The organism is Dyadobacter sp. NIV53 (genome assembly GCF_019711195.1).
In the GTDB taxonomy this organism is placed as follows: domain Bacteria; phylum Bacteroidota; class Bacteroidia; order Cytophagales; family Spirosomataceae; genus Dyadobacter.
In genome coordinates this window covers 7,550,603-7,563,769 of the sequence record NZ_CP081299.1, presented here as the reverse complement: position 1 = coordinate 7,563,769, position 13,167 = coordinate 7,550,603, and the positions used below count along the sequence as shown (strand labels likewise).

Genomic DNA, 13,167 nt, shown 5'->3' with positions numbered 1-13,167 from the left:
ATTTATTGTAAAAACCAGAGATACCAATCATCCCATTATGAAGGGTTTGCCAGCAGAATGGCTGCATCAGAAAGACGAATTATATGACCGGCTCAGAGGGCCGGGAGAAAATTTAAACGTACTGGCAACAGCGTACAGCCCCCTTGAACAAAGAGGGTCTGGTCGTAATGAACCTATGCTGATGACATTAAAATATGGAAAAGGAAGAATTTTTCATACCACTTTGGGACACGAAAATTACTCTCAAAAGTGTATTGGATTTATAACTACGCTGCAGAGAGGCACCGAATGGGCAGCAATCGGAAAGGTAACACAAAGCATTCCAACAGATTTTCCAACTGCCGCAAAGGGAAGTGCCAGACAGTAGAAATTTTAGATTTTATTACAATCACATTAATTACAATCCAATGAAAAGCAACTCCAACAGGCGAACTGTATTGAAAAATATGGCAGCCGGAGCCGGCGTAATGAGTTTACCACTAACTCTGACAAATGTTTTTGCTGCATCGGAAAAAACCTTGGGTTCAAAACTGAACGGCAAAATCAATCATTCCGTTTGCAGGTGGTGTTACAGTAAAATTCCGCTTGAAACACTTGCGCTTGAAGCAAAAAAAATGGGAATTACTTCTATTGAATTATGCGGACCGGAAGAATGGCCAATTTTGAAAAAAAACGGATTGACCTGTGCACTGCCTTGGGGAGAAGGACTTACCAGGAGTCTGGACAAAGGGTTCTGTGATCCGGCTAATCACGACGAACTGATTAAAGGTTTTGAAGATATAATCCCGAAAGTACAGGCTGCGGGCTATAATCAGATCATTTGTTTTTCAGGAAACAGAAGGGGAATGAGCGATTTGGATGGAATGAGAAATTGCGCGGTTGCATTACGAAAACTCATGCCTATTGCAGAAAAGCACAAAGTAACAATGGTGATGGAATTGCTGAACAGCAAAATAAATCATAAAGATTACATGTGTGACCATACCTCCTGGGGTGCCGCATTATGTGAAATGGTTGGTTCTGAAAAATTCAAGCTGCTCTATGACATTTACCACATGCAGATTATGGAAGGCGACGTTATAGCAACGATCCGAAAATATCATCAATACATTTCGCATTATCATACCGGTGGTGTACCCGGAAGAAATGAAATTGACGAAACCCAGGAATTATACTATCCTGCTATCATGAAAGCTATTGTTGAAACAGGCTATACAGGATTTGTTGCACAGGAATTCGTACCCAGCCGTAAAGATGACATTGCTTCTCTCAAACAAGGTGTAACTATTTGTGATATTGCCTGATTATAAACAACTTAAATATAAATGAAAACAAAATTCAACCGACGTTCTGTACTTAAAAATATAGCGGCAGGTGCGGGTATCACTGCGATGCCATTATCACTGACCAATATTTTCGCAGCATCCGATCAGGCGCTAGGCCCAAAACTCAAAGGGCAAATCAATCATTCTGTTTGCAAATGGTGTTATGGAAAAATACCATTGGACACTTTTGCCCAGGAAGCAAAAAAATTGGATTACAATCAATTGAATTGCTTGGACCAGAAGACTGGCCAACTTTGAAGAAATATGGGCTTACCTGTGCATTACCGAATGGCGCAGGAATGGGAATCGAAAAAGGCTTTAATGATCTGGCAAACCACGATGAACTGGTAAAAAGCTACGAGGAAATATTTCCAAAAATACAGGCTGCCGGTTACACAACGGTAATTTGTTTTTCCGGAAACCGCAACGGGATGTCAGATGTAGATGGAATGCGAAATTGTGCAATAGGTTTGAGAAGATTGATACCATCAGCAGAAAAATACAATGTGACGTTGATAATGGAACTTCTGAACAGCAAAGTGAATCACAGGGATTATATGTGCGATCATACGGCATGGGGTGCTGGGCTTTGTGAAATGGTCGGTTCTGAAAAATTCAAATTGCTTTATGACATTTACCACATGCAAATTATGGAAGGTGATGTAATTGCAACAATCAGAAAATACCACAAATATATTGGGCATTACCATACTGGTGGCGTACCTGGAAGAAACGAAATTGATGAAACCCAGGAATTGTATTATCCGGCTATCATGAAAGCTATTGTGGAAACTGGATTTAAAGGGTTTGTAGCTCAGGAGTTTATTCCGAAACGTACAGATCAAATCGCATCGTTGAAACAGGGTGTCGAAATTTGTGATATCGCATAATTACCCACATCTAACTATCTAAATGAATTTCTCAACGTTATGAAAAAATTTAATACTTATGTTCAGATTACCTTACTTGCTATATCAGTTACCTTAGCTTTTGACACAAAAGCCCAGGTCATTTTTCGGGATGATTTCAACCGGAGCGAATTAGGATCAGGCTGGTTAACACGTGGTTATCCGGAATGGTCTATTTTAAACAATCAGGCATACAGTTTTTATGACGGCACCGGAGCCATACTGATTACCAGCAAAAAATACACCCAGAGAAATTACCTAATAGAAACTATTGCCTTACCATTAAAAAATTCTTATCACCGGCAATATAGTATTTTGTTCGGGAAACCAAATCCTGATCAGGATTATGGATATGTTTTAAAATATAATCCTGAATACAATCAGGGACTAACACTCGGACGCTCGGAAGGAAATGATTATTATCCGGTGGTACTGAAACAAAAGGCGTTGATTTTGGATCCATCCAAATCCCACACCTTCAAAATAGAACATTTCCCCAATGGCCTGATCCGGGTTTTTATTAACAGTGGAAGTGGATATAGTACACAACCGGTTTTGGAAGCGACCGATAATACCTACACAACGCTGGGCCACTTTGGCTGGAAAGTGGATACTGAAACCAGCGCAGAAGCATTTTCTGTGGATTGGTTTGAAGTGCGTGTTCTACCAAAACTAATTACCAATCCGGTAACTGCCGGCGGTGCTGTTTATTCTGTTGCCAATCTGGGGACCGGAGTTCCTGTTTATGTGGATCGTAATTTTACAATAACTTCATTACCTTCCTTTCTGAAAAAAGCATCGTTTATCCAAACTGGTAATAATACCAAGAACGACATCCGGGCTTCATACCTTAGTTTTAAGCTGTCAGAAAAATCATATATTTATGTACTTTACGATCCTAGGGCGACAACTCTACCAGCATGGTTGCAAGGATGGCAAAAGCTGAATGACAAAGTTTATACAACAGATTCAGGAACATCTTATTTGAATGTGTATGCTAAAGAATATCCTGCTGGTAATATAACAGTAGGAGGTAACCTGGCTGCTCCGGCTGCCGGCGCACTTACAAATTATATTGTTGCAGCTGTTCCTAGTTCGGATAATTTGCTTGCTCGCCAAATGAGCGGAGATATTGAAGAATTAGAACCAGAATACAATACTAACTTAAGCAACTTTCCAAATCCGGCTCAATCTCAAACCACAATTCAATACCAATTACCAGAATCTGGTTTTGTTAAATTAACCGTGTTTGACAAGCAGGGGCAGAGCTTAAAAGTTTTAGCCAATGAATACCAAATAGCAGGGGAGCACAGGCAACAAGTTGATGTTCAGGGACTGACGAATGGAATATATATTTATCAGCTTCAAACCGGTTTACAAAATCGCACAGGAAAGATGCTGATTAGCAGATGAGAGTGGAAGACCAAGAAAAAAGGATAGGAAAAAATAAAAAAAATAATTTATTAAAATCATGAGTTTGTTATAAGGTGTAATTAATCAAATCTTATAACAAACTCATTTACAATTACTTGACAATACTATAGAGATGAATTTTTACAAAAATTTGAAAAATTTATTAAAAATTCAATTTGACTTATAAAATTTATACCTGAATATTTAAGCCCTAACCAACTGATCGCTAGTTCTTTGTTTGGCCTTTCAACCCAATGACACCTACTTAGAATTGCATAGATGCTGTCACTCCGGTATCTCACCTTGTTTGAGTCAATCTAAACAGTTTGTTTTTGTATTGCCAACTTATATTTTTCATATCTATTTGTTGTATAATTTATATTATGTTAAATAGAATTTTGTGCAAATAAAAAAGACAATCATCTTGATTGTCTTTTTTATTATTCCTTTATAAGTTTACTCTTCTGTACAAGCAACTCCTTTTCCAGCGAACTGTTCAAGTATACTGTTAACAGTAGTTAGGTTTTCCTTAGCCTCGGCTTCGTCTTTAACCTGAATCGCTTTTTCGAAGTATGGTTTTGCTTTTTTGAATCGTCCGCATACACGGCCTTCAACTTCTTTACCACGTTGCTGATATTCAGTCATACTCATATTATCAACTTCGCTTTTAATCTGAACAGCTTCGTTGTAATAAAATACACCTAAGTTATAAAGTGCGTCATAATTGGCAGCATCAAGCGTAAGTACTTTTTCGTAATTAGCCATTGCTTCTTTCGACGCCATTTTTTGCTTTTCTTTCAACATCGCCAAAGTATCAGCAAGTGCTTTTCCAGATGATGCATTTCCTTCGGCTGCGGCTGCAGCAGTTTTCAAATCCGCTTCCAATCCGGTAATTGCAGTCAATGATTCTTTTTTCTTAGAATTAACATCTGCAAGCTGACGTTTCAAATCCGCACTGCTTGGTTGTTTTTTAAGAAGTGCTGAAATACGTTTTACCTCGCCATCATACACCTGAACTTTTTCTTTCTCGGAATCCAGGCTTTTTGTAAGCGTTGCAGTTTTAGAAGTTCCTGAACCCAATTTGCCTTGAATCTCTTTTATTTTAGCAACTGTTTTGGAATTCGTATTATCATAAAGAATTCCAAGATTTACCAAATTCTGAACGTTTGAAGGATCAGCCTTAGTCAATGCTGTTAATTCATTGATTGCCTGATCTTCTCTGCCAGATGCCAATAGAATGTTAACAACTTCCGATTTCAAATCTTTGTTATTTGGAGATTTTTCCAAACCTTTATTTAAAGCTTCGATTGCTTTATCATAGTTGTTATCCGCACGGTATAACTGAGCCAAACCATAAAATACACTTGGATCTTTTCCACCATTAGCGATGTAAGATTCAAATTGTGTTTTAGCTTCATCTTTTTTGTCAATTTGCTGTGCAGCAATACCACCATACAAAGCAGCTGTCGTATCTTTCTTATTTACCTCTTGTGCAAGTTTGAACATTTCTAAGGCACCGGCAAGATTTTTAGCCTGGTATTTTTCAGCGCCCTGTTTCACAAAAGCATTAAAAAGAGATGTACCTTCTGCCCCGCTCAATGCATTCTGAGCATCTTTTGATGATTTACCAGGCTCTCCTTTTTTGTTCAAATCAAGTTCCACAACTTTTTTGTATGCTTCAAGTGAAGTTTTTGCAGCACTTGAATCAACTTCTGAAGCTTGCAAAGCTATGTTTTCGTACGTTTTTGCTCTTTCCATCCAAAAAGTTGCTTTTGCACTATTCTTCGGATCTGCAACGTCTTTATCGCTTTTTCTTTATCCTTACGGAATTGATCCACTACCGCCTTATTTACACCTGCATCCTGCGAAAAAGCAGACCAGCTGAAAAGGCTAAGTGCAGAAACAAAAAACAATTTTTTCATAAATCTTAACTTTATTGTGATTGATAGTTAGAAAAAGCTAAATATAAATTAATTATAATCAAATTTTACAAAAATCATGCCTCATCATCATCAGAAGCATCTTCTTCTGCATCTTCCTCAGCTTCGTCTGTATCTTCATCATCCTCACTAAGCTCAATATCAGTTTCTTCTGTATCCACTAAATCTTCATCAGAGAGCGCTAAAATATCCGCAGATTTTACAACAATTACATTGCCATCTTCGTCCAGTTCCTCAGCTTCTTTCTCATCCGGATCTTTCAGAATTCTTGTCACTGACGTAATTTCATCAGAATTGTTCAAGCGGATCAATTTTACACCCTGGGTATTTCTACCAGCCTGACGAATATCAAGAATACTCATCCGGATTGCAATACCATTTCTGGTAATGATCATCAGGTCATCCTGTTCGGTCACTTCACGGATCGCAACCAGTTTACCCACTTTATCAGTGGCATTCATAGTCGATACTCCTTTACCACCACGTTTAGTAACACGATAGCTGTCGATCAGTGATCTTTTTCCAAAACCATTTTCAGAAACAACCAATAGCTGCGCATCCTCGCGATTGATACAAACCATACCGATTACCTTGTTTTCAGGATCAGTCAGATTAATACCTCTCACACCAGCGGCAGTTCTTCCCATTGGCCTCACTCCTTTTTCATTGAACCTTACGGCGCGACCGGCACTCGAAGCAATTACGATATCATTATCACCATTGGTCAGAGCAACATTCAGCAGGCGGTCACCTTCATGAATAGAAATTGCAATGATACCATTTGTACGTGGACGTGAATATGCTTCAAGCAAGGTCTTTTTAATTGTACCTTGTTCTGTACACATAATGAGGTAATTATTGTTGATATAATCCTCATTGGTCAAAGTACGAACGTTTATTACCGAACGAATCGAATCACCATTTTCTAGGCTTATCAGATTTTGGATCGGCCGGCCTTTTGATGTCTTACTTCCTTCGGGTACTTCATATACCTTCATCCAGAACAATTTACCGTACTCCGTAAAAATGAGTAAGTAATTGAGCATTGTTGCGGAGAACAAATGTTCGGTAAAATCAGTGTCTTTGGTTTTTACACCACGGGACCCTACCCCACCCCTCGTTTGCGTACGGTATTCGGCAAGAGGAGTTCTTTTGATATAACCTTCATGAGAAATGGTAATTAACATTTCGTCATCCGGGATCATGTCCTCATCACTGAATTCTTCGGCTGCAAATTCAATTTTGGTCCGGCGTTCATCACCATAACGATCCTTAATGTCATTCAGCTCCGTTTTGATAATTTCAAACTTACGGAATTCATTAGCCAGAATGTCCTTTAAATCCGTAATGATCGCCATGATCTCTTCGTATTCTTTTACTATCTTTTCACGTTCAAGGCCGGTAAGACGTTGTAAACGTAATTCCAAAATAGCTTTCGCCTGGATTTCACTTAATGCAAACTGCTCAATCAGGCCAGTTTTTGCTTTTTCAGGATCACGTGCGTTACGAATCAATGTAATAACAGCATCCAGATTATCGAGTGCAATCAGCAAACCTTCTAATATGTGGGCACGTTTTTCAGCTTCACGTAATTCGTATTCTGTACGGCGTGTGATAACCACAATCCGGTGCTCAACGTAATGCTTGATCAGATCTTTCAGATTCAGCATTACCGGACGACCTTTTACAAGGGCTACGTTATTCACCCCAAAAGACGACTGAAGCGGCGTATATTTGTAAAGGTGATTCAGTACTATATTAGGAATAGCATCTTTCTTTAAATCGAAAACAATGCGCATTCCATCCCTGTCAGATTCATCACGGATATCCGAGATACCATCCAGTTTTTTATCATTAATAAGCCCGGCGATGCGTTCGATCATCGCGGCTTTGTTGGTCATGTAAGGGATCTCAGTAATAATGATCTGTTCCCTGCCAGTTTTCGAAACTTCAAAATTGGCCTTGGAACGGATTATTATACTTCCCCTGCCCGTTTCCATAGCGGAGCGTACACCCTGATAACCATAAATAGTCCCACCGGTTGGAAAATCAGGCGCTTTTACATGCTCCATCAATTCCGGAATGGTAATATCATTGTTATCAACGTATGCCAGTACGCCGTTGACCACTTCCGTAAGATTGTGGGGCGCCATGTTTGTTGCCATACCAACCGCAATACCGGAAGAACCATTTACCAATAAATTCGGAAACTTAGCCGGCAATACAGAAGGCTCTGTTAAGGAATCATCAAAATTGGGCTGAAAATCGACAGTATCTTTACCCAAATCGTTTAATAATTCATCAGCAAGACGTTTTAACCTCGCTTCTGTGTAACGCATGGCCGCAGGATTATCACCATCCACCGAACCAAAGTTACCTTGCCCGTCCACCAAGGGATAACGTAAAGACCATGGCTGGGCCATACGAACCATTGTATTGTAAACCGAAGAATCACCATGAGGGTGATATTTACCTAACACCTCTCCTACTATACGTGCTGACTTCTTATGGGTCCGATTATAATTTACACCCAAATCTGACATACCGTATAACACACGACGGTGCACAGGTTTTAAACCATCTCTTACATCGGGCAAAGCACGGGAAATAATAACGGACATCGAATAATCGATATACGCACCCCGCATTTCATCCTCAATATTAATGGGAATAATGTTTTCACTTGAAGATTCTGCCATAAATACTTAAAAAAGAATCGAAATTTAAATGAGTGGTGATTTTATACCAACACACATAAGATTAATCTAAAATATTGAACTTTAAAGCACAAATTTCGTCATTTTTGAGCACTCTAACAAACTATATGCCATCTATTCGACAGGTTACATTTATATTAACGGAATGGTGTTCTGTTTGAGATTATTACGATGACGGAAAAACTAAAAACAAATTATTTGCATTAAATTAAGCCTTTGTGTTGCTTATACTTTAAACATACTTCCAACAACTTTTCTATGCCTCTACTACTTACATTCCTTGCCATTTTATGTCTTATTCTGCTCATAGCATGGTTGAAAATAGATACTTTTATTTCTTTTCTGCTGGTTTCCATCGGCTTAGGCCTTGCCAGCGGACTCACAGTTGACGCAGTAAGTAAGGCTATTCAAAAAGGTGTTGGCTCAACGCTCGGAGACCTTGTACTCATCGTAGGATTTGGCGCTATGCTTGGAAAAATGGTTGCTGACAGCGGTGCCGCCCAGCGAATCACAGATGCGTTAATCGGCATTTTCGGTAAAAAGTATATTCAATGGGGAATGGCCCTGGCGGGATTTGTCATTGGAATACCATTGTTTTACAACGCTGGGTTTGTCATCGTAATTCCACTGATTTTCATGATCAGTGCCACTGCAAGGCTTCCTTTATTATATGTAGGTATTCCTATGCTTTCGGCCTTATCGGTTGCGCATGGCTATTTGCCTCCTCACCCGTCTCCGGCAGCCATTGCAAGCCAGCTTCATGCAGACCTGGGAAAGACACTTTTTTACGGACTTATGGTATCCATTCCTGCAATAGCCATAGCTGGGCCGATATTTGGAAGTACGCTGAAACGCTTCCAGCCTACTCCTGATGCAGATCTTTTTAATATTAAGCCCCGCCCGTCATTTGAACTTCCAGGACTGGGTATCAGTATTATTACTGCACTGCTTCCGGTTTTTTTACTAACAAGTATGTCGGCAGTGAAAAAGGTTTTTCCTGAAAATCCGGTCGTTGGACTTCTGGCTGAACCATATTTCGGAATGCTGCTTTCGGTTCTTTTTGCCTCCTATGTTTTAGGAATCCGACGTGGAATGAACATGAAATCCGTTAGTAAGTCAATGGAAGAAGCTTTCAAAGGAGTATCAGTTATCTTATTGATTATTGCCGGTGCAGGGGTATTTAAGGAAATAATGACTGCAAGTGGTGTCAGCACTTACATTGCAGAAGGTTTGAAAGGAGTTGATATTTCTCCGATCCTGTTAAGCTGGGGAATTGCTGCTGTAATACGCGTTTGCGTTGGCTCTGCTACCGTTGCCGGACTGACAACTGTTGGCATACTTTCCCCCCTGTTAATCAACTCTCCGGTAAAACCTGAATTGCTCGTATTAGCCATTGGATCAGGCAGTTTAATGTTCTCTCATTTAAATGACGGTGGATTCTGGTTGTTTAAAGAATACTTCAATCTGAGTATTAAGGATACCCTGCTTACATGGTCTGTAATGGAAACAATTGTCTCAATTATGGGTTTAGTGGGCGTTTTAATGCTAAATTTGTTCGTATGAGCATAGAAATTGCTTCATAATTTAAAATTTATCCAATAAAATCTCAATACGATGACTCCTGAATCCAACTTCGCAAAACTAGGACTTACTTTGCCTCCGCCACCAAAACCGCTTGGTGTATATAAACCGTTACTGATCGTTGATAAACGCTGGGTTTATGTTTCCGGACATGGAACTGTACAAGATGACGGAACACTTATCAAAGGCAGAATCGGTGCAGATATGGATCAGGAAGAAGGAAAATTAGCAGCAAGACAAGTGGGCTTGACCATCCTTTCTACCCTGAAAGCAAATTTAGGTAGCTTAGACCGTATTAAGCGGGTTATCAAAGTTTTAGGCATGGTAAATTGCACTTCTGATTTTGAAAAACATCCCTTCATTATCAACGGATGCAGTGAGCTGTTTGCAAAAGTCTGGGGAGAAGAAAACGGGATTGGTGTCCGCAGTGCAGTAGGTATGGGATCGTTACCTGATAATATTCCTGTTGAAATTGAAGCAATGTTTGAATTGGAAGAAAAATAAGTATCAAAACTTAAGTTCACCGCACCGGCGACCCGGTCTTCATTATTAAATATGTGGTATTTACTCAACAAACCGGAAAAGGTCATTTCTCCGTCACTCCTGTTTTATAAAGATAGAATTGATAGCAATATTGACCGGATGATCCATGTTGCCGGAGACGTGAACAGGCTAATCCCCCATGTAAAGACGCATAAAACGGCGGAAATAGTTAAAATTCAGCTGGAAAAGGGTATTACCAAATTCAAGTGCGCTACCATTGCTGAAGCAGAAATGCTTTCTAGTGCAGGTGCAAAATGGATTCTGATTGCTTATCAGATGGCAGGCCCAAACATCCAGCGGTTGTTTAACCTGAAAGCTCTTTATCCGGAAGTAAGTTATTTTTCCTTAATTGATAATGAAAAGTCTGCTGACGCGCTTCAGGAATGCTCTGCTGTGAATGAGCAGACTTCCTCTGTTTTTATTGATGTTAATAACGGCATGAACCGCTCAGGCCATATTACTGATGTTACATTGCTCTCTTTATTTCATTACCTGAAAAGCTTACCGGATGTACAGTTTTCCGGAGCTCACATATACGACGGACATATACGAAATCCTGAGTTTTCAGAAAGGAAACTGGCAAGTGACGAAGCCTTTGAAAAAGCCTTGCCATTTCTGGATATGATCAGGGACAATCCGGAAAATAAGCAGATGGTCATAGCTGGTGGTTCGCCTTCATTTAATATACATACATTACGTCCCGATGTTTATCTGAGTCCCGGAACAAATGTTTTGTGGGATTGGGGATATGGTTCCCGTTTTCAGGATCAGCCATTTTTACATGCAGCACTTATTTTAACGCGCGTTGTATCCAAGCCATCAGCCGGGATTGTTACAATAGATCTGGGACACAAAGCAGTATCCGCAGAAAATCCGGTTGACAGCCGTTTCCAATTACTAAACCTGAACAATTATACTCTTCTGAGCCAGAGTGAGGAACATGGAGTATTGGAAGTAGGTGAACAAGCCTGGGAAAATATCCAGATCGGCGATGTCTACTATGCCCTTCCCTATCATATATGCCCAAGCGTTGCACTGCATGATTTTGCATTTGTTGTTCAAAACAAAGAAGTAGTTGACGAATGGAAAGTCGTAGCAAGAAATCGCCGTATTACTGTATAAGCTGTCATTAATCATTAAATAATATTTTAGTTTATGTTTCTCTTTGACGCCCATCTTGACATTTCCATGAATGCGCTGGAATGGAACCGGGATTTCACACAAAGCTTGAATGATATACGGGAACGTGAAAAACATCTGACCGACAAGCCAGACCGAGGCAAGGGTGTTGTTAGTTTCCCGGAAATGAGAAAAGGAAATATCGGCATGTGTGTGGCTACGCAGATCGCCCGTTTTGTAAAGCCGGATAGCCTTATTCCGGGCTGGCATTCTCAGGCACAGGCATGGGCTCAAACCCAGGGCCAGGTTGCATGGTATAAGGCCATGGAAGAAGCCGGAGAACTCGTTCAGATTACAGATTTCCCATCTTTACAAAAACATATTGCGCTTTGGAAAAACGCTGAGTCTACTGAAAATCTTCCAATCGGATATATCTTAAGCCTGGAAGGTGCAGACTCCATACTAAGCTTAAAACATCTTGAAACGGCATATAATTATGGTTTACGGGCTGTCGGGCCAGCTCATTATGGACCGGGAGTTTATGCTTATGGCACTGATTCAGACCAGCCGTTGTCACAAAAGGGAAAAGACCTTATACGTGAAATAGAACGGCTTGGAATCATTCTGGATGCAACGCATTTGTGTGACAGTGCATTTTGGGATGCTATGAAAATATATCATGGCCCTGTTTGGGCAAGCCACAATCTGGTGCGCAATCTGGTCCCGCACAACCGCCAGTTTTCGGATGAAATGCTGAGAGAACTGATCAGCCGGAAGGCGGTGATTGGTATGGCTTTTGACGCCTGGATGATGATTCCTGGTTGGGTAAGAGGAAAATCAACACCTGAAAGTACTGGCCTTAAAATAGAACATATTGCCGAACACATCGACTATATCTGCCAGCTTGCCGGTAATGCTTTACATGTCGGCATTGGTTCCGATCTGGATGGTGCGTTTGGAAAAGAACAGGCTCCCGGCGATATGGATTCTATTGCGGATTTACAGACAATAGTACCAATCCTTGAACGAAGAGGTTATACAGCACAGGATATTGAACAGATCATGTGGAAAAATTGGGTTGATTTTCTGGAAAGAGCCTGGGGAAGGGAGTAGAAAGTTTAGAAGTTTAAAGTTCAAAGTTTAAAGTTTAGAGTAGCTGGCGCAAAGTGCCGTTAGGGACACAATGATGGTAATTATTCAAGGGAGAGAGTTCAAAGTTTAGAGTTCAAAATTTAGAGTAGCTGGCGCAAGGTGCCGTTAGGGAAACAATGATGGTAGTATTGAAGTTGAATTCGATAATGCGCTGCTGTGGGTATGTAAATTTTTGTATCTATGGCATCTTTAAAAATACTTATAACGTGATGATACTAGCACCTGCATACGGTCAATATTTCATCCCCGCCGCGGCCCACCACTCTGAAATTTAAAATGACAAATTTAAAATACCTGCCGTTTATAACTGATACATACCGTTTGTGTTGAAATTAAGAAAATTTAACACTGCCTTAAACAGATTATCACAAAAGCTTCGCAACTTTCGATCGATTGTTGTGAAGCTTTTCACTTTTACAAGAATCACCATAAAATTCTAAGGAAATTTTAAGCTTATTTATTTGGAATC

10 protein-coding genes and 1 pseudogene are annotated in these 13,167 nt (G+C 40.0%); 8 read left to right on the top strand and 3 right to left on the bottom strand.

The features are described 5' to 3' along the window. The first annotated feature begins 37 nt into the window (after window positions 1–37). From KZC02_RS33195 to KZC02_RS31175, 4 genes and pseudogenes are all read left to right on the top strand, one after another. Window positions 38–367: a ThuA domain-containing protein gene (locus KZC02_RS33195; protein ID WP_310590387.1), complete on the top strand. Its 330-nt coding sequence runs from the start codon at window positions 38–40 to the stop codon at window positions 365–367. 40 nt (window positions 368–407) lie between these two features. Further along, a complete protein-coding gene (locus KZC02_RS31185) occupies window positions 408–1,304 on the top strand; it encodes a hydroxypyruvate isomerase family protein (RefSeq protein ID WP_221392228.1) in 897 nt (298 codons plus the stop codon). Between the two features lie 87 nt (window positions 1,305–1,391). Continuing rightward, window positions 1,392–2,215 (top strand): annotated as a pseudogene (locus KZC02_RS31180) (hydroxypyruvate isomerase family protein). Window positions 2,216–2,254: 39 nt separating this feature from the next. Further along, window positions 2,255–3,646, top strand: a complete 1,392-nt coding sequence (locus KZC02_RS31175) for a T9SS type A sorting domain-containing protein (RefSeq protein ID WP_221392227.1) — start codon at window positions 2,255–2,257, stop codon at window positions 3,644–3,646. Window positions 3,647–4,102: 456 nt separating this feature from the next. On the opposite strand, the gene KZC02_RS31170 is transcribed toward KZC02_RS31175, so the two are convergent. The 3 genes from KZC02_RS31170 to gyrA form a co-directional block, all read right to left on the bottom strand. Further along, a complete protein-coding gene (locus tag KZC02_RS31170; protein WP_229253909.1) occupies window positions 4,103–5,404 on the bottom strand; it encodes a tetratricopeptide repeat protein in 1,302 nt (433 codons plus the stop codon). Further along, window positions 5,374–5,568 carry a hypothetical protein gene (locus KZC02_RS32355; protein WP_229253908.1) on the bottom strand — a complete coding sequence of 65 codons (195 nt, stop codon included), beginning with the start codon at window positions 5,566–5,568 and terminating at the stop codon, window positions 5,374–5,376. The genes KZC02_RS31170 and KZC02_RS32355 overlap by 31 nt, the downstream gene beginning before the upstream one ends. Before the next feature lie 74 nt (window positions 5,569–5,642). After that, window positions 5,643–8,285, bottom strand: coding sequence for a DNA gyrase subunit A (gene gyrA / locus KZC02_RS31165; RefSeq protein ID WP_221392226.1), 2,643 nt, complete (start codon window positions 8,283–8,285; stop codon window positions 5,643–5,645). A 276-nt stretch (window positions 8,286–8,561) separates the two neighbouring features. Here gyrA and KZC02_RS31160 point away from each other — a divergent pair, with 276 nt between their 5' ends. The 4 genes from KZC02_RS31160 to KZC02_RS31145 are packed head-to-tail and all read left to right on the top strand — an operon-like array spanning window position 8,562 to window position 12,659. After that, a complete protein-coding gene (locus KZC02_RS31160) occupies window positions 8,562–9,866 on the top strand; it encodes a gluconate:H+ symporter (protein WP_221392225.1) in 1,305 nt (434 codons plus the stop codon). 51 nt (window positions 9,867–9,917) lie between these two features. Then, the gene (locus KZC02_RS31155; protein ID WP_221392224.1) at window positions 9,918–10,388 is read left to right on the top strand and encodes a RidA family protein; all 471 of its coding nucleotides are present in this window, start codon (window positions 9,918–9,920) and stop codon (window positions 10,386–10,388) included. A gap of 51 nt (window positions 10,389–10,439) precedes the next feature. Further along, entirely contained in the window at window positions 10,440–11,549 is a 1,110-nt protein-coding gene (locus tag KZC02_RS31150; protein ID WP_221392223.1) for a D-TA family PLP-dependent enzyme, read from the top strand. A 33-nt stretch (window positions 11,550–11,582) separates the two neighbouring features. After that, on the top strand, window positions 11,583–12,659 hold the full coding sequence (locus tag KZC02_RS31145; protein ID WP_221392222.1) for a dipeptidase: 1,077 nt from the start codon (window positions 11,583–11,585) through the stop codon (window positions 12,657–12,659). Window positions 12,660–13,167 lie beyond the last annotated feature (508 nt).

Coding starts and splice junctions, on each gene's coding strand:
- KZC02_RS33195 (WP_310590387.1), top strand. CDS start 38: ATGAAGGGTTTGCCAGCAGAATGGCTGCATCAGAAAGACGAATTATAT.
- KZC02_RS31185 (WP_221392228.1), top strand. CDS start 408: ATGAAAAGCAACTCCAACAGGCGAACTGTATTGAAAAATATGGCAGCC.
- KZC02_RS31175 (WP_221392227.1), top strand. CDS start 2,255: ATGAAAAAATTTAATACTTATGTTCAGATTACCTTACTTGCTATATCA.
- KZC02_RS31170 (WP_229253909.1), bottom strand. CDS start 5,404: ATGGAAAGAGCAAAAACGTACGAAAACATAGCTTTGCAAGCTTCAGAA.
- KZC02_RS32355 (WP_229253908.1), bottom strand. CDS start 5,568: ATGAAAAAATTGTTTTTTGTTTCTGCACTTAGCCTTTTCAGCTGGTCT.
- gyrA (WP_221392226.1), bottom strand. CDS start 8,285: ATGGCAGAATCTTCAAGTGAAAACATTATTCCCATTAATATTGAGGAT.
- KZC02_RS31160 (WP_221392225.1), top strand. CDS start 8,562: ATGCCTCTACTACTTACATTCCTTGCCATTTTATGTCTTATTCTGCTC.
- KZC02_RS31155 (WP_221392224.1), top strand. CDS start 9,918: ATGACTCCTGAATCCAACTTCGCAAAACTAGGACTTACTTTGCCTCCG.
- KZC02_RS31150 (WP_221392223.1), top strand. CDS start 10,440: ATGTGGTATTTACTCAACAAACCGGAAAAGGTCATTTCTCCGTCACTC.
- KZC02_RS31145 (WP_221392222.1), top strand. CDS start 11,583: ATGTTTCTCTTTGACGCCCATCTTGACATTTCCATGAATGCGCTGGAA.